A 24,098-nucleotide genomic window follows, 5' to 3' on the forward strand; every position below is an offset into this window, starting at 1 on the left:
CGGAGAAGGTTGGTATGGCTCTTGGATTCTTATTATTTATCTGGTGATTTGCGTCATTTGGACTATAGATAAGAGCAGTCGAGCTACGTTAATTTTATTATGTCCAGATCAATTATCTTATTGAAATTAGTATCTAAATATGACATTCATATGAAAATAAAACTCATACTCATTTTTACTTTTATCGCTTCTGTAGGTATGGCGCAGAATATTGACAGTACTCAAATTGGGAAAAAGTATCCTTATTTGTTTCCGCTCTTAGGTAAAAAGGCCTACGCTAAAGGTTATGAGTTGCAATTACCTCACGGGTTGATGGTGAATACTTTATTCAACAGGCAAGATATTGTTCTTGAAAATATGTCATTGGCTTTTACCCAACCAGGAGAAGATCCAGATTTTGATAAGTTACAAGGGGTTAGTGATCAGATAGAATTTGGACCTTCATCGGGAAGAATCAATACATTGTGTTTTAGAGCTGACACCTGGGTCTTTCCATTTTTGGCTGTTTCAGGATATTATGGAAAGATATGGGGTGAGCAGGTGGTGAGCCTAACGGCACCTATAGAGATAGAAAGTGTAACTGAGTTGAGAGGACAATATTATGGCTTTAACCTGATTGCTATGGTGCCCTTAGGCCCAGTCGTGTTGGCGGCTGATTATAGCTGGTCTTGGACTACCAACGAACGGTTAGATAAACCAGTCTTAGTGGAAGTGAGTGGTATGCGGTTAATCAAAAGAGTTCCTACTAAAACACCAGGACGTTTTTGGGCTTTTTATGGTGGAGCACAGTTCCAAAAGCTCGAAAGCCAAACCTCTGGTAAGATAAGCTTGGAAGAAGCCTTGAGCTTGGATGGCGCCGCTTTGGATGCCTTGGACCAAAGGATAGATGAGGCCAATAGTACCATTGCCGATTTGGAAAACGAATGGGTAGATTATACCAGTAGTTCCGAATGGAATGACCTTTCAAGAATCGAACAAGCCAAACAGGAGGCTACTTATAATACGGTGCATGGTGTAGCCACTGCTATTGTAGGAGCTGGCGAAAGTGCTAGTGAATTATTGAGTGGAATCGGTACATCTACTGTGCACTACAAATTCGACAAGAGATTATTGTACGAATGGAACATGCTATTGGGAGCTAATTTTCAGCTCAATCCTATTTGGCAGTTTAGAGCTGAATATGGATTTCTTAAATCCAAACAACAGCTCATGCTATCTGCAAATTATCGTTTCGGGTTGTAAAAAGAACTCAGCATAAGGTTCAACCATATATTCAACCCAGGCTTCTGATATTTTTGGTGTAGATCACTAAAGCAGCACTGATAATCACTATATTTTTCATTATGTATTGGCCTACCATACTAAATCCAAAGGGTGGATGTGTAAAGACTTGCTCAGGAAAGAAAAAAATGGGAGAGAACGTCCCTCCCATATGAACAAGTAATCCCCAAATCACATATTTGGATTTGAGTTTTAGTATCAGCGCCAAGCCAATTAAAAGCTCTCCAAAAGCGAGAACCCATATCAAAATTTTCTTGTCAAAAAAATGTAGCGTTAGGAGGTCTAGGGTATCGGCTGCCAAAACTTCAGCGGGGCTATAGTTTGGGAAAAACTTAAGTATCCCAAACCACATATAGATCAATCCAATTGATAGTTCTAGCAATACAATGCCGTATTTGTCTGCTAGGGCAAAAAGCCCATTATCTATTTTTTCTGATATTTCCTTGACGCTCATGCCGCTATGTTTTTAGATGGCTTCTTTTTCGTCACCCACTAGCTTGAGATATTTTTTATAGATGTCTCTGGCTACATTTCTACCCAGATTCAAACCTTCGATATTATCGGCTTGAATGTGATAACCTCCCATCACTCTAGAGATTCCTGCCATTTCCGCCGCCTTGGTGAAGGTTGGAAAATTCAATGTAACCGTGTCACCCAAATTATTCGGTTCCGTCATAATGCCTGGAACTAAATCTACAGAAGCTCCAAAATTGTCGTCACCCTTGAATAATCTTAGTGCTTCGGCGCATCCACCGCTAATAGTACTATGGCCTGACACATAACTAGGGAATGGAGGGCAAAGGAAGGTTTCTGGAGAATAGGGCCTCCATTGTTCCCCTTTCATTTCGGTCATGCCGACCTCTGGTCCACCCCAAGCTTTGATCACCTGATCTTGGTAGTAGTCATGGACTAATGCATAGGGTCTGGCGTAGTCATAAAACATTTTGGAATCCCAGCAAGCGATAAACCCATCCATGGCAACAGCTTCCACAAGAAAGTACATTTTAACATCATCATCCAAAGTATGATTATCTCTGATCGAAACATTTTGTGCAAAGATCAGCCAATGACCCGCCTGCTGTACGGACTTAGGGCCGTCTCTCATGAATTCAACTAGGGCACGATTTTCATCTGTAAGTCCTGCCTGTAAGTCAATGACTTCTTTTACTTCTTGTTCTAGTTGCTCTGAACCTACCATCGGTGGAGGGCCTGGGCGGAATTGGCTGGAGGAATCGAGCATCAATGGTTTTACTAATTGCCAGTATGGTGTCAGACAGCTTGGAGCAAATTTTCCTCCCTTGCCATCAGCAAAATATTTTGGTTGCCACCTGTTGATGTCTATGTTTTCATTAACGGAATTTACTGGAGCATATTCCGTGTAGTCATAATATGGTTTTCCCATTTCGCCTGATAGTTCTCCATACTGATTCGATCCGTCGCCTTTACGTCCTTCTATTACGGCTTTGGCGGCCAAATTCCCAATACCTACTGGAGTAGAAGGATCCAATGACATATCATCTGGATCGAGTCCCAGTTTGACCATGAAATTCCGGTACATGGTAGAGTCCGAATAGTAATACTCTGACATGGCCCGATAAGCGGCGTAACTGATGGCTATTTCTTTGTTGCGAGTGGTAAGCTCGTTGGCAGGGCGTCTTTCTACTCCAGATAGATACACAGGCGTAGCTTTTTCATCGTAGCGCGTCCATGCATCAAATATGGAAGTGAAAATCAACCCCAAAAATCTACTGGTAATGGTAGGTCTGGGCTTAAACATGTCCGTATCGTTCGCCGTAGCTTCCAGGGCTATTTTACCCCATTGATAGGCCACATTTTCGGCGCCTGTTGGTTCTTCTTTAGTTTCAACTGTATTTTGACTTGGGCTACAGGCCGTAGTCAAAAAAGCGATTAGTATCGCAAAATGTATTAATCTGTTCATATTACTAGTTTTACTTGTTCGTTCAGTTTTAATCTTGATAAGCATCTTCATTCCAACTAGGCACAAAATCCATTAGCATGTCCTCGCCGTGTTTCCCCCCAATTCGATAGGTGAAAGTGAAGCTCAACAAGTAGTCGGCAAATGCCGCATCTCCATTTTTGTATTCGCCTGTTGTCTCCGTCCATTGTTTGTCTGAGTAGCTTTGCACACGATTTCTAAATACGGCAATTGGAACACTTACATTCACGGCGAAATTATTTTTACTGTAGGCCAATCCTGGCTCTATAGAAATGGCATATCCAGGTCGTCGATACCCTGCACTACCGCCTACTAAATCATTGGAAGGCACACCTTCTACTCGCCCTCCAGTATAAAGGCTGAGTCCTTGAATTTTAGAATTGTAGAATGTCCCGATTCGAAAAGCATATTGATCAGGACAAGAAAATTCGCTTGTACCAGATCTGGTAAGTATGCCATTGGTTTCTTTAGGATTGAGTAGATAGAAAAGGTTGGAGGTGAGAACAAATTTATCCGAAAGGATGTGGAAACCCTGCACGTCCACGGTAATGCCAGTGCCTCCATCTCCAGGTTGGATGGATTGATCAACTACTTGATATCGAGTCTCGTCTCTGTTTTCTCCTTGATTGTAAAAATTATCCTTGTATTCGTAGTTGCCAGTGGGCAATTTCAATCCAAGCCCTAAGGCATAATTATATTTTTTGCCTTTGTTTGGATCTACCAACCAATAACCCACACCCATTCGAATATCTGACAAGCCACGAGCTGAAGTTTCGTGTCTTTCGCCAAGACCGCTTGGGGGATTGCCGCCATGCTCATACATAGACGATCGATTGTGATGAGTGAGAGGAACTGTCAGCGTACCATACAGGCGATCAGTAATGCCGTAGGTCAGTGAAATGTCCATGAAGTAGCTTTTATTGATTACTTCGGTGCCATTTTCTATGCGCTCTGTTTCTTCATGACTGCCACGAAAATGTCGGAAGGACTTGAAATAGCGAAATCCAGTATTAACGAAAAGTTCGCCTTTTGAACTACCAAAAGTGTTGGATAGCCCTGTAGAGCATCCACTAAAACCTCTGATGGCTACACATCCTTGTGCTGAGGTTATTAAAGTGCCTAGTGATAGAATGACGGAAAAGACAATACTTTTAGCGTTCATGCTTTTGTTTATTTTTAGATCGGAAGTAATGTTTAGTTTTGGTTAATTATTGTAAAATCAATGATAATTCATTCCTATATCCATTTATTGACTAAAGGACGAAATGGCTATCTTGGTGGATGAAACTATCGGATGAATTGATAAAACATGCACTGCCTCATTGTAGATGATGACCCCCTGATTTGTGACCTTTTGGAGCATTTTTGTTCGAAGGTGGACTTTGTATCAAATGTCACTGTGACGAATAGTGGCTTTGAATCCATCAATTTGATTAGCCAGAATAATTTTGATGTCATTCTTTTGGACTATAACCTCCCAGATATTACCGGAAAAGAAATATTACAGACTGTAGATTCTGGCACATCAGTGATTATGATTACAGCCAATCGGGATTTTGCTTCTGAGTCATACGATTATGAGCAAATAGTGGACTTTTTAGTGAAGCCAATTGATTTTGCTCGTTTTTTTAAAGGAATGCAAAAAGTGAAAAGTCTACAGGGTACATCGGTTTCTATGTCTGATCAGATCTTCGTAAAAGATGGAAACAAATTGGTGAAAGTAGATTTGAAGGAAGTGAAATACGTAAAATCTGCAGCTAATTATGCAGAATTGGTTTTCGAAAACAAAAAACTGCTTACGTTGATGACATTGACGGAATTGGCTGCAAAATTACCAGATTACTTTCAGCGCATTCAAAGGTCATACATTGTGAATGTCAATCATATCGACAGCATAGCCAGTGGGGATGTACAGGTGGGATCTGAAGAAATTTCTATTAGTGACCTATATGAAAAAGAATTGCTAAACAAAATCAGGTTATTGAAGTAACCGAGATTCATTCCTGAAATAGCTCAGATTATAGCTCAATAATTTTTTGATCACGGACAATTTCTGATTACTTAAATCAGCCAATTGAACGGGAAGTTGCTCATTCAAATTATTCAATTCAAGACTTCTGATGTGAGTGATGAGTTTGTGTCGAATGGCTATCCATTCTGATTCATCTTGATTTTCAAAAGCTTGATCTATTCTTTCAATATAAGTTTCAAATTCAGAAATTAACAGCGTCATGAATTTTTCAATTTTGACCTTATCGTGGTCGTATTGTTCATAGCTGTTGGACAATTTGGGTTGATCACATTTGTCCTTGTTTAGAATAATAAAACACAAGTCTAGGAATTGTTCGATGTCAAAAGGTTTTTGCAAATAGTAATTGCTGATCTTTTGCATTTGTATTTCCTCCAGCGCAGAGACGACAATGATGGGGATACTTGGCTTTTTGCTTATGGTAGTAAGCATTTCACTCATATCAAAATTCTCTATCATCAAGTCGCTTATGATCAGGTCAGGGTTTTGCTTTTCAATACATTGTTTAGCAAACGCCCAGTTGTTGGTTTGAATGAGCTCAATTTTAGGAGATTGAATCAATTGATGAATGAGGAGCCGTGCTGATTCATCATCTTCTAGATGCAGAATAGTTTTGTTTTCTTCAAGGTCATCAAAAGAAAGGCGTTGCATAGAATCGCTATTCTTGTTGGTACGATAATCAGTTACTTGTAGAGGTAGTTTTACTGTAAATGTGGAACCAACACCAATTTCAGATTTTATGATTAATTCTCCAGAAAACAGATCTATCAATTGCTTCACAATAGATAGTCCCAGGCCAAATCCATCTGACGACGAAGAGTTGTGCTTTTCTTGATAGAACCGTTCTCTGATTTTCTCTAAATTTTCAGATAAAATACCCCTTCCTGTATCTATAATGTTTATTGTCAATGATTCATCTGCATCAACAGTAGCTTCAAGTATCACCTTCCCGGCGTCAGTAAATTTGATAGCATTGACGATTAGGTTGGAAATGATTTGAGTAAAACGTAAGGCATCAGTTTGATGGTAAATGCCTTGTAAAGATGGATCAATATTTAGTTCAAAACCAAGGCCTTTGTTGATGGCTTCAAACCTGTAGCTTGAGTGAATATCAGAAAGTAATTCAGAGATGTTTGCGGGTTTGAATTTCAACTGAACTTGTCCTTCTATGAGTTTATGATGATCTAGTATGTCATACATCAGTCCTGCTAATGACTGTGCACTTCTATGTATGGCATTGACAATCGGTTCTTGCTCAGGCGTTGGATTGTTTTTTTTGATAAGTTGTGTCAAACCCAAAATTGCATTTAGAGGAGTTCTCAATTCGTGACTCATGTTTTGCAAGAACTGGTCTTTTTCCACAACAGCTTTTTGTTCTTTGTCCAACGCACTTCTTAGGTCTTCTACTTGTTGGATAATTCGTGCCTTCATTTTTATAAAGGTTCTGGCAAGTACTCCCAATTCGTCTTTTCGATTCTCGGAGACCTTGATAACAGGCGGGGATTCTTGTTCATAATCGCCCATGGCTTGCGTGATTGATCCAATTCTTAGCGCTAATATTCTTATGAATATCATAGCAATGATGAGTGCCGCCAATGACACAATCGGGATAATTTGATAACTATACTGTTTGATATAGTACACACTCCTCAAAGCAATGCTTTCTTTCATATAAGCGAGAATAAAAATTTGATGTTTGTTTTGCGAATAGAAAAGTGATTTGATCTGAGACAAAAGCAAAGTGCCTTTTTTGCTTTTTAAGGACTCAAAACGAATAGAATCTGTTTTTATGTCAGAAAAAGGAACGGTGAAATCAACATCAAATTTTTCATAGCTTTTAAGCTGCTTGCTGAAACATTTAGTCATGTTTGAAGCAAATAAATATTGCCCTGAATGATCTACAAGCATTAATTCTATGCCCGACGTCATTATATTTCTTAGGCCTTGATAGAATTTACTAAGGTCCAAATTGATCACCAACATGTTAGTCGGCTTTTGATCCTTGTCATAGATCAAACTTACAGCCCTTATGGTAGGTGTAAGTGATGGACTTACCACACCAAATTCCTCATTTAAGCTGATATGGGAGAAATAAAATTCTTCAGGATTTAGTTGCAAAGCTTCCTTGAAATAGGGCCTTCCACTTTTGTTTTGAAGTAGATCAGTACTAGTTGAAAGAACTTCTTTTCCTTTTTTGTCGAGTCTGATGATTTCTTGACCGAAGTCGTTTAGGCTTATGAGTCTGATTTGAAAATAGTTGGGCTTATTTTTTAATGTGACATAGAAAAGGTGCTCGATTTCATTTTTCAAATCTGGATTGGGTGTATGTGCATATTCTTGCAGCTTGGCGTTTTCGGACATGACTGAAATATCATTTTCAACCTCTGCTAACAAAGAATAAAAAGATTGTTCGGCTAAAAGAGAGCTATGGCTGATGCGTTCTTTGCTGAATGCACCAATAATATTTGAAGCTCTTTGATAGATTAAATATCCAGAGGTAAAAATGGCTAATAGAATAAGCCCTATAAAAAATAGACCAAATTTAGTGACAAGTGAATGCCAAAATTTTATTTCCCCTGACTCCATAGATCAAACAATCAGCGCTAAAGCTAGATAAATTTTATTTTGAATATGAAATAGTCAGCTCAAAGAAGAAAGAAATGACTTCATGTTATGTTCAATTTTATTTTTAGTATCTACATCATTAAGTTGACCTTCAGAATTGATTTTTCCTTTAACTCCTTGAATAAGCAATTTGCAATCCGCTGGAATATTAGCTTCTAATGTGGTCATAATTAAATCTAGCGACTCTAAAGCTTTATGTCCAGAAGCAGCAGCTACGATAAGAGCAACAGGTTTGCCTGATAGAGCCGTTGTTGAAACCAGCCACTCAATGGCATTTTTCAGACTTCCAGGAAGACTAAAAACGTATTCAGGTGTACAGATGATAATGCCATCGGCTGATTCTATCTTTTTTCTAAACTCTACGACCTCGGCTGATGGTTCCTTGTCATAGTCTGGATTAAAATGTGGTAGCTGATCGATACCTTGATACAATTCCATATCTATTTCGTTACAGAATTTTTCACCTATATACTGAAGGACAACATGGTTGGATGAATTTTGTCTAATGCTCCCTGAGATGGCCAAAATATTTTTCATTATGATTCAATTAATTTTCCTTTTTCTGAATAGAGTTCTCTCAAGCTAAATGCATTTGGGGAAGAGCCATTGTGTTTTAGCAATTCTAACTTTTGCTTAGCTTCTTCCAAATTAGGAAGATGGCCATTTTCAACCCACCAAAGCACCACTTGATGGCTGTCCATTTTTTCAGACCATTTCTTTCTGCTTTTTAGAAAGTAGTTATGCACGGTGTCATAGGTGTATGATCTGAGAGATTCATAATTTTCCCATACTGACATGTTTACAAAAATCAAGGGATCATCAAATGGTGTTTCCACCTCTATAGCTGCATCACCATTTTCATCTTTGAGTCGCCAGACAAATCCAGGACTTTCTTCTGCTAGTAGATTGACAGGGGCTAGAAAGTCTTTAAACTCCTTCATGATAGGGTCGTCTAAATTTGCTTTCAGTTTGGTGATGTTGAATTGGGCCAGTTGATCTTGGGAACTATTCATGTGCTACATATTTTTTAAACTTCAATTTACAATGATCAAAGTAGCATGTTTGGAAAAATAGATGAGCATTGCTCATATAGATCATGAGCACAATTGCTAATTAATAAAACGCATCTTCGAAGTGCTCGATATTGAATTGTCCATCAATAGCGATGATGTCAAAGCGAATGTTCTCTTGCCAATTGGTTTCTGAGATGAAATGTTCAGCGCCAGACACGATGGATCTTTTTTGGTTATCAGAAACAAATTCTTCCGGATGTCCAAATTTGGTGGTTTTACGAAACTTCACCTCCACAAATACAATCGTATTGCCTTTCTGGACAATTATATCTATTTCCGATCTTTTATAGCGATAATTTCTTTTTTGTAGCGTGTAGCCGAGTTCAATCAAAAACTTTAACGCCCGCTCTTCGGCTTCTTTTCCGATGTCTTTTGTTGATTGGTTCAATCCAAAGGGTTTGTTTTAGCTAATCTATCAATAACTACTGATTCATCATCACTGAATTGAATACGAATGAAACAGTGCATAATGAATATCGCAATTTATCAATAGGCCAATTTATTCGCTTGAATGTATTAATCCCATCTATTTAAATACATGGATGATAATTTTTCGTAAAAATTATACGTCGTTTAGGCTAAATTTTGTGAATTAGTTAAAAACAGGGTAGAAAAATAACGAAATATGTAATAATTCACGTAAATAGTTAAAAACCAGAGTAAAAATTTACGTAGTAATACGTAAAAATATTACTTTAGCATCTCAACAGCATTAAAACACCCCCAATTAGATTGAATTTGCAGCTTAACAGCTATAATCGGTTATTTTTTGAGCCGGTTTTTGTAAAGTATGCAATATTCTGTGAAAAAAGCTTGAAAATCCTACGTTGGGATTTTCCTGAGGAAAATAATTTAGAACTAAAAATTACATGCTATGATTAATCTGTTGACGAATGTAGTGCAAGATTCAGTGGCGGTAGCGGAAGCTCCGGTTGCTGTAGTTGCTGAAGTTCCTGTTGAAGTAACAGCCGCCGTGGCGGATGCTGCTGCTGCAGGTGCTACTGCATTATTTACTGCCAACAACATCTGGATGATGTTGGCAACAGCTTTAGTGTTTATTATGCACTTAGGCTTCGCGGGCGTTGAAGCTGGTTTTGGCCAGTCAAAAAACACCGTTAATATCCTTTTCAAAAATACTATTACACCCATCATTGGTTTGATTACCTATATGATTTGTGGATTCAATTTGATGTACCCAGGTGATTTCGGAATCATCGATGGTGTACTTGGGTTCGCTGGGTTTGGTTTAGATGCTGGCGACGGTGCTTCTATCGACTACGCAGGTGGTGGATACACGTACTGGACAGATTTCTTATTCCAAGGCATGTTTGCTGCTACTGCTGCTACGATTGTATCAGGAGCTATTGCGGAAAGAGTGAAGCTTTCTAGTTATATGATCTTCACTGTCCTTTATGTGGGTATTGTTTACCCAATATTAGGTAGCTGGAAATGGGGAGCAGGTTTTCTTGATGCTGCTGGCTTCTATGATTTCGCAGGATCTACACTGGTTCACTCTGTAGGTGGATGGGGCGCATTGGCCGGTATTATCGTGATAGGGCCAAGACTTGGAAAATATGTGGATGGTAAAGTCATCGACAAGCCAGGTACTTCTGTGCCGTTAGCCGTGATAGGTGTATTTCTACTATGGTTAGGTTGGTTTGGATTCAACGGCGGTTCAGTACTTTCAGCTGATCCAGATTTAGTTTCATTTGTATTGGTAACTACATGTATGGCTGCTTGTACTGGTGGATTATTTGGATTCTTAACTGCTTATGTAGTCTTCAAGAGAATGGACTTAGGTATGGTGCTAAATGGCATCTTGGCTGGTCTAGTGGGTATCACCGCTGGTGCAGATGTGATCTCTGTAAACAACTCATTAATCGTTGGAGCAGTTGCAGGTATCATCGTAGTGCTTTCTGCTATTTTACTTGACAAGCTTAAGCTAGATGACGTTGTTGGAGCTGTATCAGTTCACTTGTCATGTGGTATCTGGGGAACGTTAGCCGTTGGTATCTTCGGTGGATCTGATTTCTCTTTCATGACACAACTTTATGGAGTAGTGATGTATGCCATCGCTGCCTTCCCAATTGCTTTCATCTTATTCTTTATTCTTAAGAAAACTGTTGGAGTAAGAGTGTCAGAACAACACGAAACAGAAGGACTCGACACGCACGAACACGGTATCAGAGGATATACGATCGTTTACGACGAGTAAAAAATATTGCCTGCTGGACATGTCTGCCAACATGTTCCAGCAGGACTTAATATCACAAATCTGTAAAACAAATTTATGAACCAAAACACAAATTTAATCATGAAGAAATTTCTATCCATAATTATGGTAACATTATTGAGTTTATCATATTCTGCTTTCGCACAAGAGGAAGAATCAAGTAAGCCTGAACTGTCAATTTCAGGAAGTATAGATGCTTATTATAGAGCCGTTTTAAGCGGAGGAACAAATGACGCAAGTGATGGATCTTCACTAGCACCATCTACTTCATTTGCTAACCAGACAGGATTTGCACTAGGTATGGCCAATGTAATTGTTGGTATGGACGGTGAAAAGACGGGCTTTGTAGCTGATTTGGCTTTTGGTCCTAGAGGAACTGATGCAGTATTTCTTGCTACTACGGCTTCTTCAAGTATTGTTAATCAATTGTATGCTTACTGGAACGTAAGTGAGACCGTGACTTTGACGGTAGGTAACTTCAACACTTTCTTAGGATATGAAGTGATCTCTCCGACAGGCAATTATAACTACTCCACCTCTTATATGTTCTCTTTTGGTCCTTTCTCACACACAGGTTTAAAAGCTGACATTGCTTTGGGTGAAGCCTCATTGATGTTGGCAGTATTAAACCCAACAGATGCTACTGATTTCAACCCTACTGGCGATTACGCTTTTGGGGCACAAGTAGGATATGGAGGAGCTTATTTGAACACAATTCTTTCAGACGACTTCTATCAAGTGGATTTGACTGCTGGGTGGGATTTGACAGATGCGATTTATTTAGGTGTAAATGCGACTAAGGCTAAAGATAGTTTCACTGGTGCAGCACTTTATCTACAAAATTCTTTCTCGGATGATTTCTCAATGGGAATCAGAGGGGAGTATTTCAAAGACGAAGGAGTTGGTGCAATTGCAATGGACGAAAACGTGATTGATTTGACATTGTCTGCTAACTACTCTGTAGGTGCATTGACAATCATCCCAGAATTCAGAATAGACATGTTGTCTTACGATGGGTTTATTGATGATAATGATGGATTTGATTTCAGTGATGAGGAAAACCCTATATGGGTAAACCCAACATTGAGTAAAAGCATGTCATCGTTTACGTTGGCAGCAGTATATGCGTTCTAAGAAATTTTAGAATTTAGCTTTTGCCGGGGTACTCTCGAGGGTGCCTTGGCAAAACTTTTAAACTAGTGCTGAGTCATCTGGTTTTTAGGAACGCAAAGTGAAATAGAATAAAAGTAAAACAGTAAAAGCTAAAATTTAAGTAAAATGGCAAAAGCAAAGTTAGAGTACATTTGGTTGGATGGATATAAGCCAACACAAAGTCTAAGAAGCAAAACTAAAATCGTTGGAGATTTCGATGGCAAGCTGGAAAGTTGCCCAATGTGGTCATTCGACGGAAGTTCAACTGAGCAAGCGGAAGGTGGATCTTCTGATTGTTTGTTGAAGCCTGTTGCGATCTTCCCGGATCCTGACAGAAAAAATGGATATCTCGTAATGACTGAGGTATTGGATGCAGACGGTGCTGCACATGAAAGTAACGGTCGCGCAACTATCGACGACGATGACAATGATTTTTGGTTCGGGTTCGAGCAAGAATATTTCTTGATCGACAATAGTACTGGTAAACCATTAGGTTTCCCAGAAGCTGGTTACCCAAGACCGCAAGGGCCATACTATTGTTCTGTAGGGGCAAGCAATGCATACGGAAGAGAAATTGTTGAAGAACATTTAGACCTCTGCTTAGATGCAGGTATAAATGTAGAAGGTATTAATGGTGAAGTAGCTGCCGGACAGTGGGAATTCCAGTGTTTCTCTAAAGGTGCTGCTGAAGCAGGTGATCAAATTTGGGTGAGTAGATACTTGCTCGAAAGAACTGCTGAAAAGTACGGTGTTTCTATCGATTGGAGTCCTAAGCCAATTAAGGGTGACTGGAATGGATCTGGTATGCATGCTAACTTCTCAAACTCAGTATTGAGAACATGTGGATCTAAAGAGGTTTATTCTACGATATGCGAAGCATTCGCTCCTTTCGTAAAAGAGCACATCGAAGTATATGGTGCTGACAATGATCAAAGATTGACTGGTGCGCACGAGACACAGTCTATTGACAAATTTAGCTTTGGTGTATCTGATAGAGGAGCTTCTATCCGTATTCCTATCGCTACGGTAGAAAACGGCTGGAAAGGCTGGTTAGAAGACAGAAGACCTGCTTCTAACGGAGATCCTTATAAAATTGCTGCAAGAATTATCAAAACTGTAAAGACGGCAAAAGTTCCTGACGCAGTGACTGCATAAGAAAGTTTATTTCAAATTGACAAAAGGGAGACTCGGTCAAGGGTTTCCCTTTTTTTAGATCATTTTATAGTTCTAATTATTCTAGTCTTCTAGATAATCTCGCAACTGTTGTTGTATTTGAACTAGTTTCGAAACGTGCTTAGAAAGAGTTCTTTTTTTGCGTCCATATAAATAACCTTGAATAGAATCCATTTGGACAACTCCTTCTCCATTTTTTAATTCTAAACCACTTGTCATGGTTTTTTTTAGTTTCATCCAATCATTTCGTAAAAACTCTGGAAAGCTATTCTCTGAAAATGTAAAAAATATCATTCTTACAGATAAAAGTCTTTGCTTAATATTTCCTTCACCTATTGTCAAGTGATAGATTGCGTTTGATAACTTTTCATTGGTGTATCTATAAGTTGATCTTTGCCCCATCCTATTCCTGCTACTTGTAAAATACAAATTTTGATACTCGAACTTGTTGGTCTTTTGACCAATCAAGTCTACTGCTGATGATTTGACATCGTGTTTTCCATGGCAGCAATTTAGCCATTCGCAAACGGTTTAATATGCTGAAAATTCTCTTTGTGCTTCATTTGTTCCATGAGATCATATCGGCTCTGGGCATTCAGCCAAAACTCTGCTGACATATTGAATATTTTGGAAAAGCGAATGGCAGTATCAGCTGTAATGCTACGCTTGCCTTTTATCAATTGACTAATACGAGTTTGATCTACACCAATAGCTTTAGCTAAGGCATAAGCTGTTAATTCCATAGGTTCCAGAAAGTCTTTTTCTAAGATTTCTCCAGGATGTACGTTGTCTAACTTGTCCATATCAATGATAGTCTACAATTTTTACTTCTTGGGCATTTCCGTCTTTCCATATAAAAATGATTCGCCATTGTTGATTGATTCGAATACTATGATAAAACGCTAAATCTCCTTTTAGTTTTTCTAGCCGATTGCCAGGAGGTGTTCGTAAGTCACCGATTTCAATGGCTGAATTAACATGCACTAACTTTCGTCGGGCAGTTTGTTGGATGTCTCTGGGAAATTTTTTTGAAACGAATCCATTCCAGATCTTCTCACTCTCTTTGCAACTGAATGTTAATATCACAGGAACCTCCTAGTCTATTGAGTACTAACGTAATATACTACTAGTGTGTTGTACTAGCAAATCGAATTCTGAATTAAACAATAATAAAGTCGAAAGAAAGCACGAAAGATCAACTAAACCATCATAAAAGTGGCAGAACAACTAAACAGTATAATCATCAATATTACTTCGAAAAAATAGATTAAAAGGAAACCCCAATTCGGTTTCCTTTTAATATTTACACCCAGTTATTGGTGTGACCTAGATGGTAAGAAAGGTTAGGTTGGTTTAGCTTAATTGTTCACAAACAATTTCTTTTTAACTGTACGACTATCGCTATTGAATTGTACCATATACAGTCCACTAGTTAGGTGTGTTGTATTTATTTCAATTTCATGATAGCCTATTTCTGCCTTTTTAATGATTTCAATAATCGCTGCACCACTGAGATCTATGAGTTTTATGGATATATCCTGCGCCACACTCAAGCTGAAATTAAGTTTTAGCATTCCATGGTTTACTGGATTAGGGTAAATAGACCAAGTTTGGTTGTCTGTTAGCAAAGGCTCATTTATGTCTTTCGTATCGCCTGTGGTTCTACTTGTACTACTGGTCCATACACCATTTTCGTACCATCCGTCTCCACATCGATAGAGGTCAGCCGTTTGGCTATTTCCATTGTTACTGAATATCAGATTGCCGCAAGTATCATCATTAAATGTGTATGAATACCATCCGCTCCCGGCATTTGTCATTGATTCTCCAGGCCAATTTGTTGAAACAGACATTCCCCAGAAGTAAATTTCAGGATTAGTATAAGTATTAGGTTTGAAATACACTGTAAACCCACCAGAATCTGGTTTTTGATCATACCAGGTGCCATCTTGATACCAACCATCTCCGCATCGGTACAAGTCGGCTGTTTGACTACCTCCATTGTTGCTAAATATCACATTGGTACAATCTGCTCCTGCTAAGGTATAGCTGTACCAACCATCACCCTCGTCGCTCATTGGCATGCCTGGCCAGTTTGTAGTTTCACCGGAAGGGGTTACATTCCAATAGTATAGGGTAGGATTAGAATATCCTGTAGGCTTGAAATGCATGGTCATTCCTGCTGGTTGTGGATTGAAACTAAGTGTACTTGACACAACAGTTGAAATCGCACTCTGGTTGTCGATCGCAATTGCCTTGACGGTAATGTCATCGGTGATATTGAAAGACCCACTGTATGTTGCAGATCCGCTGGTAGGTGTGCTACCATCCAAAGTATAATAAATGGTTGGATTTGGATCGTTGTCATCGTTAGCAGTAATCGTTAGTGCGACCACATCTCCATCAAAAAATTCTCCACCTGATGGACTGATACTTAATGTGGGTGGCTGATTGACAACTACTCTAGGGTCGGTATCTGACCAATTTCCATTTTCAAACCATCCATCTTTGTCTCTGTACAAATCTGCGGTTTTAGCAGACCCGTTATCATTGAATAGTAAATTGGTGCTGGTGACACCAGAAAAATCATATCTAAACCAGCCGTTTCCTTCATCAATCATAAAAGGGCCAGGCCAATTGCTGTCATTCAAAGTGCCAGCTGGTTGTGCATTCCAATGATGTACGTTGGCAGAATTTCCACCGCTGGTTTGTTTGTAGTACACCGAAAAACTACCTACTTCACCGATAGTATAGGAGTTTGAAGCAATAGCTGAGTGATTGCCCTGATCATCAATTGCCAAGGCTTTTATTGTTGTATTTGCAGCCACATTAATGGGGCTAGTGTATTGGGAACTATTACTATTGGGATTGCTTCCATCAATAGTATAATAAATACTTGTCGGGTCATTTTGTGAGGATGCTGATAGCGTTACATTTATTGGGTCAGCATATACACCACTGGCGGGACTAATACTTACTGTAGGATTGGTTCCACCGACGCCAGGTTGAAAATAACCTACTCCATTTCCACCGATCATGCCTGGTCCATTGAGCACATAAAGACCTGCAGATCCAGATTCAACATAAAAGCTAATTGATCCATTGCTTACATTTATTTCATTTCCTGTTACGGCATCTCGATAAATTCCATTTGTCATGCCATTAAAAGAAAAATTAGAGCCACCGTCTTTAGCAAGGCCAACAGCTACTTCACTGTCATTGAATTGGCGAACATAACCCACTGCATTTCCGCCATGATTACCATCCCATCTCCAACTACCTTTTTGCAATGCCGGAACAGCTCTCCTCATAGCATTCAATTTTTTGATATGTTGGTAGATTTTGTGATTGGGTGCATTGGCAAACTGATCTCCATAGTAAGCCCGTCCCGTCAGATCTATAGATTGAGTAATCCCTGAGGCATCATGAATATCAGCATATTCCCCTTTCTTAAACTGGATTTCGGTGCCATAATAAACTACCGGAATACCCCTCCAAGTAAACATGAAGTTCATGCAAGCCGCCAGGTTTTCTTCACTACCACCATATCGTCTGTTCCAGTCGTTGTTCGGTCCGAAGTCATGGTTATCCAACCACAGCAAATTTGTAGAAGGATCCGCATATAAATGGTCATACCTTGCTGCAGCTGTAACACCAGAAAACCCACCACCTTCTTCGAAAATGTTATGAAAGGTAGCTTCAGCATAGAAATCCAAAACGGCAATATCTGAATTAGCAGAATTGTTGACCGCTCCCCTCCAAGTATACCAATGGGGATTGATCTCTTCAACATTGTGCAATTCATGTCGCAATTGAGCAACTTCACCAAAAATGAATAAGTCCGGATTTACTGTATGAAATGCATCTTTAAACGCCAACACATCTTCCTTGCTCATGTGTTTCATGGTATCCCAACGAAATGCGTCCACTCCCATATTAATGAAAGTAGTGTAAGCAGCGATTAGATAATCTCTGACTGTTTGACTTCCTGTATTTAGATCAGGTGTATCTCCGGCCAGTGCCCGATTATATAAATTCTCGGTATCATCCCAACCTTGCGCAAACCCATTGCCTGAGTGGTGGTACCAATCGGGATCGGTGGTATCTACATAGGATTGAGTAGAAGGCCAGTTATAAGCAGCTAAATCGTTGCTATAAGGTGGTGGCATAGTTGGAAGGTTGGCTCGACTCCAAATCTTACCATCGTCTGGGTTGGGAGTCAGTCCGTCGTAGGACCAGTTTGAATTAGGTTGTAAAGCGCTTCCATTGCTGTCCTGACCCCAAGGTTGTGTAGGGTCCGTATTATATTTGATCTCAGCTAACCCTTTGATTCCAAAACGTCCAGCATGGTTAGTCACAATGTCGAGGACAATTTTCATACCTCTGGCATGTACAGCATCGATCAAATCCTGAAACGTGGCTCCCGGAGATTCCAGCCTTGGGTCGACTTTTGTAAAATCATAAGCATGGTAGCCATGATAGTCTAATGGACTCCAATTTTGAACAATAGGAGTAATCCAAATAGCTGTAAAGCCCAAATCCTGGATATAGTCCAGTTTTTCTATCAAACCTTTGAAATCTCCTTTCCAGGTTACGTCATTGGGGTCAGTTATATCTGAATTGATGTTAGGGTCTGAATTGTACGAACTCCATTCATTGGGAACATTATTTGATGGATCCCCATCAAAAAATCGCGTGGTGAGCAGGAAGTATATGGTCTCCTCTCTGAAATCATTTTGTGCTAAAGACACAAATGAAATTGGTTGTAGGCTGGCTAAAACCAATAAAAAGTAAATAATTGTTCTGATCATACTCGTAAAAGTTTAGATTTTTTTAAAATAATCTTCCAAACTAGAGCATCTGATTATGGAATTCGTTTCACCTTATAAGAGGGGATATATTTGAAAAAATATATTCGTGTTATTTTATAAAATGAGACGTTTGTGCTTCTTGTATATGATTGATAAACAGCTGTTTGTGTAATATCATAAGTTTGGTGAAGCTTGAAAAACTGACTTGCCAAACACAAAAAAATGTATTGGTAGTTGGCTAATAATATAAAGTGGTACTATTTTCAATAGCTGCTAGATAGCATTTGAGAATCTGAAAAAAGGCAGATGAAGAGATGCGTAAAGTCAATTACAGAAAATCAAATTGTATTTTCCTGTTGATTTTGATATTCACGAGGAGTTAATCCAGTGGTTTTTTTAAAAGCACGATTAAATGTGGTTTTTGAGCTAAAGCCAGATTCAAAGGCTATTGCCAAAAAAGTGTGATTTTTGTAGACAGGATCTGATACCTTTGACTTGAATTCTTCAATCCGGTAGATATTTACAAAATCGAAAAAATTCATTCCATACCCTTCGTTGATAGCGTAGGAAAGATCATGGGTACTGGTTTTCAATAATTCTGCCAATTCCGATAATGTCAATTTTGGACTTAGGTATGGTTTACTAACTTTCATCAATTCAACTAATTCATTTTTCAATTCTTTTGAAACGATTTTTTGAGTGGACTGAGATTTAGTATGATTTTTCTGCCATTCCTGTTTGAACAAATGCGGATAACCAATCATAAAATAGACTATGAGTAGTGCATAGGATGAGAATACCACCCACAGGATATCTGTACCAATCAAAGTAAACCAAGTGGTATTTACAGGTGTAAAAAAGCCAAATGCAGTTACTATTAACGTAACCGAAGCTATGATAATCATTATCAATAATAAAACAACTAGTCCGTTGACATAACTGATGGATCCTTCGTAATCCTCATAAGACTGATTGTCTGACAATCCGATATTCCTTGTATTGATCAGTTTAATTATAGAGGCTAGATAAGCCAAATTATAAAAAACAGCTGCCAAAGAGAGGTAAATATAAAACTGATCCATTTTTCTATTAACCACCAATATTGAAAATTCAACATCTGATTGGGCTAAATATGGAACATAAAATAGGAATTGTACAAAGGCAGGTACAAATAGCCAAAGCGTCCAAATACCCACATGAGAGAATGGTCTGATCAGTTTTCGAATATATAAATAGAGCACAGGTGCGAGCAGCAGAATAAAAAAGTCTTGAGCTAAAATTAATTTTGGCATGATTGAAAATAAATCACCAAAGCGCATCAACAACTTGGAGGAAAGTGCCAATATCAATATCAATAAAAACAATGAGAAAAAGATATTTGGTCGGAATTGAGCTGTGGTCTCACTGTTAATAATGATCAGTATCATAAACCCTAAAAAAATACTCACAGTGAGCATGAGCCCAAAAAAATCGAAATACCTGATAGATAGATCCTTCCAGTTTTCAATTTTATTTTCAATCACCCGATTAGGATGTTGGGATAAAAGAACGCGCCTGTCAGGCACGGCTCGGCCATTTGAATAAGATTCTACTGATTCCCAATTTCCTCGGGTAAATTTGTACATCAATGTATCTTTTTGTGGATGGATAGAAATGGCGAATTGACCGTTTTCTATGAGACCAAGTTTGTATCTTGGATCAGCTGGTAACCAGTTATTAAAATTGCCAGAGATATAAATCGATGCATCTTTGGGTGTATTTTCAGGGATAGAAGACAAAACGATGAGGTAAGTTTCCAAATCTTCCCAAGATTTGATTTTGACCATGTCAATTGCCTTTCCGTCTTTATCTTTATTTAATATCCTGTTGGCCAGCGGCGAACCATCATTTCCTCCTTCCACATTTGACCAACTGCCTCTGGTAAATTTATATTCTATTTGACTTCCCTCCAGGTTGAATTTTATGTAATAACTTCCATCTGCACGAGGAGTCAGAAAATAGCTATGATCCAGTGGGTTCCAGTTGTTGAAACTTCCAACGATAAAAATAGTATCGTGCTTTGGGGTATTGAATGGCACCTTCTCCACAACTATTTCTATCTGCCCATATGCAAACAAGGGCATTATTGATAAGACAACAAGGTAGATTAGCTGTTTCAATTAATTTCTCTCCAGAATAAAACCTATAAATCTAAAACCGTTTGTACGACTTTAATAGCTGATTGGAAATTATTTGCTTTTTAATATGTAATATTCAAATAGCGTGTTTATAAAAGGCTCCAACCTGTTTATTGAACCCATAAAGCTGAATGGATCAATCTACCTCTAGGTATGAGTATCGTTGTGAAAGCGCGAAAGATCAACTAAACCATCAAAAAAGTGGCAGAACAACTAAGCAGTATAATCATCAATATTACTACGAAATGTTTCATTATTTCTTGAATTAGTTACATATAAGACAAGCCATAATGATGCCCCCCTCAAATTTCTTTTCGCAAAATTTCAAGAGGACTCTTTTTTAACACGGGTCTAATGTTGAATAATCCGATGGTCACAGTGCCAAAAGTGACAGCAAAGAAGATAAAAACAGTATGATATATGCTGAATAAAAAGTCATTTTCAAATACGAATTCCGCAAGTAAGTAGCTGAATGTATGTGCTAGTAACAAACCAGCTATAGATGCAATGGCACCTAGTGCCAGATATTCCAAAAATGTAATCCAGAAGATTTGATACGAACGTGCACCAATAGTTCTGAGTAATACACTTTCTTGCACACGTTGGGTTTTGCTCAATACCACTGATCCCGCTAAGACGATGAGGCCGGTGAGCACACTGAATCCAGCCATAAAATTGATGGCAAAGGAGACTTTATTGAGTACTTCTTCCACGGTTTTAATGATCAATTCTAAATCAATAATTGACACATTCGGAAATAGCCGGACGACAGCTTGTTGAAATCTTGCAGAAATATCTGATTGATCCACCTTAGTCACCAGCACATGAAATTGTGGGGCTTGTTCTAAAACTCCAGTGGGGAAGACAATTAAAAAATTGGTCTGAACCCTGCGCCAATCTACTTTTCTGAAACTGCCGATATAGGTTTTGATAAGCGCTCCCTGTACATTGAAAAGCAATTCATCTCCAATTTTCCATTTACGCCCTTCCGCAAAACCTTCGGAGACAGAGACGAATATTGAATCGTCAGGGGATTCAACTTTCGATTGCCATTTACCTTCAGCCAGTGTTTCAGAATTGACCAATGAATCTCTAAAGGTCACTCGATATTCCCTGTTGAAGAGCCAATTTGGAATCTCTAAAGTGGAATCTTTTTCTGCTGCTTTTTTATTGATGCCATTAATTTCCTTCAAACGTATAGTGACAATAGGAACATCTTGCACTACTGGCAAATCATAATCAATCACTAAGGTTTTCAACTCTTCTTTTTGATGAGTTTGGATATCGAAAAGCACCATATTCGGACGTTCATTAGCACCTGTGAGGGTGATCTGTTCTACCAGGATGTATCTTGAAAAAAGCAGGGTGGAAATTAATACAGCACAAATGCCAATCGTTAATAACAAAATGGTACTTTGGTTGTTAGGACGATGTAGATTGGCAATTCCTTGCTTGACTAAAAAGGAAGATGTTTTCGAAGAAATTCGCCGTGCCACTGACATCAGTCCCTTGGCTAAAAGGATGAGAAGACCAAAGGTGACAGCCAAACCGCCAACAAACATCAGCGATTGTTTCCATTCACCAATTTGGATATAGGCAAATCCAACAAGGAATAGAACCAAGGTGGTGAATATAATGATGGAAGCTCTGCTAATTTTAGATTCATTCGCTTCAAAAGCAGCGCGGATCGATTGTAATGGTGAAATTTTACCCAATCGAATCAATGGCAAGAGGGCAAATAAAACAGCTATAATTAATCCCAGAAAAACACCTTCAATGATTACCGCACCAAATATTTTCGCTTCAAAGGAAAAAGGTAAGATCTCACCCAAAAGTTTTGGCAAATAATACTGTAGAGCCAGCCCAAGTCCAGTGCCAATTAGCGATCCAATCAAGCCCATGAACAATACCTGAATGAGATATATATAAAAGGCTTGCTTGCTTTTCACACCTAAGCAGCGCAAAATGGCTACAGATTGATTTTTTTCTTTGAGATAGATATGTACAGCTCCAGCAACTCCTATGCTGCCTAATAAAAGTGCGATGAACGCAGCCAGATTCAAAAAGATAGACATATTGGCGAATGCTTCACTGGTGTCTTTCTTTCGTTCTTCTACTGTTTCTTTGCCTAATTCTAGCTCTTTTATCCGATCACCATATGTAGCAATGACATCATCTGCCATGGATTCTATAGGATATTTATAAAATTTGGAGAACGTAACCCTACTACCTTTCTTGATCAGTCCCGAGGCAAATGCATTGCCTTCGGATATATAAACCACAGGTGCTATAGAGGTGGAAATACCACTTTGTCCTGGTACATTCTTGAGTTTTCCACGAATCTCTAAGCTCAAATTTCCGATTCGAACCTCATCGCCTAATTCAACATTGAATTGAAGCATAAGTTTCTCATCAACTAAGGCATAAGGGCCATTGGTCAAGTCACCTGCAGCCCAGTGAGGTTCGGTTTCTATCTTTCCATAATAAGGATAAAAGCCGCTAATTCCTCGAACTTGAACCAACCTTGTGCCGTCAGTTCTTGGAAAATAGACCATGGATCCAAATCGAGTTTGACTTGACCTTTCATCTCCAAGTGAATCCAGCAGACTATATTGTTCCCTAGTAAACGGTTTTTTGCTGTAAATTTCCAGATCTGCGCCCAAAAGCGTTTTGGCTTGGAGTTGAATCTCTTCGTCCAGATTTCTTTTGAAAGAATTGATAGCCACCAGAGCAGCTATACCAATTGCTATAGAAGTGGTGAATAGGAAAAGTTTTGATCTACTTCTTCTACTGTCCCTCCAGGCCATTTTAAACAGCCAACTACGAGAATAATTATTAGATTTCACTGAAATTTTAGAATCCATATCAGCTAGCAATAGAGGCTTTCAACGAAGATTCTACCATTTTTCCGCCCTTAAGATGGATGACCTGATCGGTTTTTTGAGCCAATTCAGTATCATGTGTAACGAGCACCAAAGCAGTGCCTTTTTCTTTATTCAAAGTAAAAAGTAAGTCCTCAATTTTTTGACCAGTTTCTTCATCTAAATTTCCAGTGGGTTCATCTGCAAAAAGTATTTTAGGTTCATTAGAAAAAGCTCTGGCAATGGCTACACGTTGCTGCTCCCCGCCTGACAATTGGGAAGGATAGTGATCTGCACGATCAGCTAGCCCTACTTGCTCTAGTAAATGAGTAGCGACATTTTTGGCACTTTCATCACCCCGTAGCTCCAAAGGTACCATCACGTTTTCAATTGCTGATAACGTAGGGATTAACTGAAAATTCTGAAAGATAAACCCAACAAGTTCATTACGAACTTGAGCACGGTCATCTTCATTAAGGTTATTTAGTTTGATTTGATCGATTTCTACAACGCCTTCATCGGATTGATCCAATCCGGCAGCTAGTCCTAGCAGTGTAGTTTTTCCACTGCCTGATGGCCCAACTATAGCCAATGATTCTCCAGCTTGAATGGAAAAGCTGATGTCATGTAGCACTTGTAGCGATTTAGATCCGCTTTGATAAGTTTTTGATAGTCCCTCGACTTTAAGAATTGTAGACATGTAATCTGATGTTTCCGAATTTTACG

General features: G+C 38.9%; 19 protein-coding genes. 5 read left to right on the forward strand and 14 right to left on the reverse strand.

The genetic code is table 11. The annotated features are described in order from the left end of the window. Positions 1–150: 150 nt before the first annotated feature. Positions 151–1,242, forward strand: a complete 1,092-nt coding sequence (locus ABJH98_RS16750; RefSeq protein ID WP_348308861.1) for a hypothetical protein — start codon at positions 151–153, stop codon at positions 1,240–1,242. A 31-nt stretch (positions 1,243–1,273) separates the two neighbouring features. Here the strand turns inward: ABJH98_RS16750 and ABJH98_RS16755 are convergent, their stop codons facing one another. The 3 genes from ABJH98_RS16755 to ABJH98_RS16765 are packed head-to-tail and all read right to left on the reverse strand — an operon-like array spanning position 1,274 to position 4,400. Beyond that, positions 1,274–1,735: a doxx family protein gene (locus ABJH98_RS16755; protein ID WP_348308863.1), complete on the reverse strand. Its 462-nt coding sequence runs from the start codon at positions 1,733–1,735 to the stop codon at positions 1,274–1,276. Positions 1,736–1,747: 12 nt separating this feature from the next. Further along, on the reverse strand, positions 1,748–3,220 hold the full coding sequence (locus ABJH98_RS16760) for a vanadium-dependent haloperoxidase (protein WP_348308864.1): 1,473 nt from the start codon (positions 3,218–3,220) through the stop codon (positions 1,748–1,750). Positions 3,221–3,248: 28 nt separating this feature from the next. Further along, complete coding sequence (locus ABJH98_RS16765) at positions 3,249–4,400, reverse strand: transporter (protein ID WP_348308866.1); 1,152 nt, start codon at positions 4,398–4,400, stop codon at positions 3,249–3,251. Between the two features lie 147 nt (positions 4,401–4,547). Here ABJH98_RS16765 and ABJH98_RS16770 point away from each other — a divergent pair, with 147 nt between their 5' ends. Next, complete coding sequence (locus ABJH98_RS16770; RefSeq protein WP_348308867.1) at positions 4,548–5,228, forward strand: LytTR family DNA-binding domain-containing protein; 681 nt, start codon at positions 4,548–4,550, stop codon at positions 5,226–5,228. Here ABJH98_RS16770 and ABJH98_RS16775 read toward each other — a convergent pair. The 4 genes from ABJH98_RS16775 to ABJH98_RS16790 all read right to left on the reverse strand — a co-directional run bounded on the left by ABJH98_RS16775 (position 5,217) and on the right by ABJH98_RS16790 (position 9,353). Further along, positions 5,217–7,853 (reverse strand): ATP-binding protein, encoded by a 2,637-nt coding sequence (locus ABJH98_RS16775; RefSeq protein WP_348308869.1) that lies wholly within the window; start codon positions 7,851–7,853, stop codon positions 5,217–5,219. The two genes, ABJH98_RS16770 and ABJH98_RS16775, sit on opposite strands and share 12 nt — an antisense overlap. A gap of 54 nt (positions 7,854–7,907) precedes the next feature. After that, the gene (locus ABJH98_RS16780; RefSeq protein WP_348308870.1) at positions 7,908–8,429 is read right to left on the reverse strand and encodes an NAD(P)H-dependent oxidoreductase; all 522 of its coding nucleotides are present in this window, start codon (positions 8,427–8,429) and stop codon (positions 7,908–7,910) included. After that, positions 8,429–8,905, reverse strand: coding sequence for a DUF3291 domain-containing protein (locus tag ABJH98_RS16785; RefSeq protein ID WP_348308872.1), 477 nt, complete (start codon positions 8,903–8,905; stop codon positions 8,429–8,431). Before ABJH98_RS16785 ends, ABJH98_RS16780 begins: the two co-directional genes overlap by 1 nt. A gap of 100 nt (positions 8,906–9,005) precedes the next feature. Beyond that, positions 9,006–9,353 carry a YraN family protein gene (locus ABJH98_RS16790; RefSeq protein WP_348308874.1) on the reverse strand — a complete coding sequence of 116 codons (348 nt, stop codon included), beginning with the start codon at positions 9,351–9,353 and terminating at the stop codon, positions 9,006–9,008. Positions 9,354–9,839: 486 nt separating this feature from the next. Between ABJH98_RS16790 and amt the strand changes: the two genes are divergently transcribed. The 3 genes from amt (at position 9,840) to ABJH98_RS16805 (ending at position 13,505) form a co-directional block, all read left to right on the forward strand. Next, entirely contained in the window at positions 9,840–11,180 is a 1,341-nt protein-coding gene (gene amt / locus ABJH98_RS16795) for an ammonium transporter (RefSeq protein ID WP_348308876.1), read from the forward strand. 99 nt (positions 11,181–11,279) lie between these two features. After that, positions 11,280–12,332 carry an outer membrane beta-barrel protein gene (locus ABJH98_RS16800; RefSeq protein WP_348308878.1) on the forward strand — a complete coding sequence of 351 codons (1,053 nt, stop codon included), beginning with the start codon at positions 11,280–11,282 and terminating at the stop codon, positions 12,330–12,332. A 144-nt stretch (positions 12,333–12,476) separates the two neighbouring features. Further along, a complete protein-coding gene (locus ABJH98_RS16805; protein ID WP_348308879.1) occupies positions 12,477–13,505 on the forward strand; it encodes a glutamine synthetase beta-grasp domain-containing protein in 1,029 nt (342 codons plus the stop codon). Positions 13,506–13,586: 81 nt separating this feature from the next. Here the strand turns inward: ABJH98_RS16805 and ABJH98_RS16810 are convergent, their stop codons facing one another. The 7 genes from ABJH98_RS16810 to ABJH98_RS16840 all read right to left on the reverse strand — a co-directional run bounded on the left by ABJH98_RS16810 (position 13,587) and on the right by ABJH98_RS16840 (position 24,072). Then, a complete protein-coding gene (locus tag ABJH98_RS16810; RefSeq protein WP_348308881.1) occupies positions 13,587–13,865 on the reverse strand; it encodes a hypothetical protein in 279 nt (92 codons plus the stop codon). Between the two features lie 170 nt (positions 13,866–14,035). Next, the gene (locus ABJH98_RS16815) at positions 14,036–14,326 is read right to left on the reverse strand and encodes a HigA family addiction module antitoxin (RefSeq protein WP_348308882.1); all 291 of its coding nucleotides are present in this window, start codon (positions 14,324–14,326) and stop codon (positions 14,036–14,038) included. 1 nt (position 14,327) lies between these two features. Beyond that, positions 14,328–14,609, reverse strand: a complete 282-nt coding sequence (locus ABJH98_RS16820; protein ID WP_348308884.1) for a type II toxin-antitoxin system RelE/ParE family toxin — start codon at positions 14,607–14,609, stop codon at positions 14,328–14,330. 272 nt (positions 14,610–14,881) lie between these two features. After that, entirely contained in the window at positions 14,882–18,334 is a 3,453-nt protein-coding gene (locus tag ABJH98_RS16825) for a starch-binding protein (protein ID WP_348308886.1), read from the reverse strand. 338 nt (positions 18,335–18,672) lie between these two features. Continuing rightward, complete coding sequence (locus ABJH98_RS16830; protein ID WP_348308887.1) at positions 18,673–20,457, reverse strand: helix-turn-helix domain-containing protein; 1,785 nt, start codon at positions 20,455–20,457, stop codon at positions 18,673–18,675. Positions 20,458–20,813: 356 nt separating this feature from the next. Continuing rightward, positions 20,814–23,375 (reverse strand): FtsX-like permease family protein, encoded by a 2,562-nt coding sequence (locus tag ABJH98_RS16835; protein ID WP_348308888.1) that lies wholly within the window; start codon positions 23,373–23,375, stop codon positions 20,814–20,816. Position 23,376: 1 nt separating this feature from the next. Next, a complete protein-coding gene (locus ABJH98_RS16840; RefSeq protein ID WP_348308889.1) occupies positions 23,377–24,072 on the reverse strand; it encodes an ABC transporter ATP-binding protein in 696 nt (231 codons plus the stop codon). Positions 24,073–24,098: the final 26 nt, after the last annotated feature.

The organism is Reichenbachiella sp. (assembly GCF_039969095.1).
Classification (GTDB): domain Bacteria; phylum Bacteroidota; class Bacteroidia; order Cytophagales; family Cyclobacteriaceae; genus Reichenbachiella.

Bases quoted from the DNA above. Each gene is read 5' to 3' on its own strand.
- ABJH98_RS16750 (WP_348308861.1), top strand. From the start codon at position 151: ATGAAAATAAAACTCATACTCATTTTTACTTTTATCGCTTCTGTAGGT.
- ABJH98_RS16755 (WP_348308863.1), bottom strand. From the start codon at position 1,735: ATGAGCGTCAAGGAAATATCAGAAAAAATAGATAATGGGCTTTTTGCC.
- ABJH98_RS16760 (WP_348308864.1), bottom strand. From the start codon at position 3,220: ATGAACAGATTAATACATTTTGCGATACTAATCGCTTTTTTGACTACG.
- ABJH98_RS16765 (WP_348308866.1), bottom strand. From the start codon at position 4,400: ATGAACGCTAAAAGTATTGTCTTTTCCGTCATTCTATCACTAGGCACT.
- ABJH98_RS16770 (WP_348308867.1), top strand. From the start codon at position 4,548: ATGCACTGCCTCATTGTAGATGATGACCCCCTGATTTGTGACCTTTTG.
- ABJH98_RS16775 (WP_348308869.1), bottom strand. From the start codon at position 7,853: ATGGAGTCAGGGGAAATAAAATTTTGGCATTCACTTGTCACTAAATTT.
- ABJH98_RS16780 (WP_348308870.1), bottom strand. From the start codon at position 8,429: ATGAAAAATATTTTGGCCATCTCAGGGAGCATTAGACAAAATTCATCC.
- ABJH98_RS16785 (WP_348308872.1), bottom strand. From the start codon at position 8,905: ATGAATAGTTCCCAAGATCAACTGGCCCAATTCAACATCACCAAACTG.
- amt (WP_348308876.1), top strand. From the start codon at position 9,840: ATGATTAATCTGTTGACGAATGTAGTGCAAGATTCAGTGGCGGTAGCG.
- ABJH98_RS16800 (WP_348308878.1), top strand. From the start codon at position 11,280: ATGAAGAAATTTCTATCCATAATTATGGTAACATTATTGAGTTTATCA.
- ABJH98_RS16805 (WP_348308879.1), top strand. From the start codon at position 12,477: ATGGCAAAAGCAAAGTTAGAGTACATTTGGTTGGATGGATATAAGCCA.
- ABJH98_RS16815 (WP_348308882.1), bottom strand. From the start codon at position 14,326: ATGGACAAGTTAGACAACGTACATCCTGGAGAAATCTTAGAAAAAGAC.
- ABJH98_RS16825 (WP_348308886.1), bottom strand. From the start codon at position 18,334: ATGATCAGAACAATTATTTACTTTTTATTGGTTTTAGCCAGCCTACAA.
- ABJH98_RS16830 (WP_348308887.1), bottom strand. From the start codon at position 20,457: ATGCCCTTGTTTGCATATGGGCAGATAGAAATAGTTGTGGAGAAGGTG.
- ABJH98_RS16835 (WP_348308888.1), bottom strand. From the start codon at position 23,375: ATGGATTCTAAAATTTCAGTGAAATCTAATAATTATTCTCGTAGTTGG.
- ABJH98_RS16840 (WP_348308889.1), bottom strand. From the start codon at position 24,072: ATGTCTACAATTCTTAAAGTCGAGGGACTATCAAAAACTTATCAAAGC.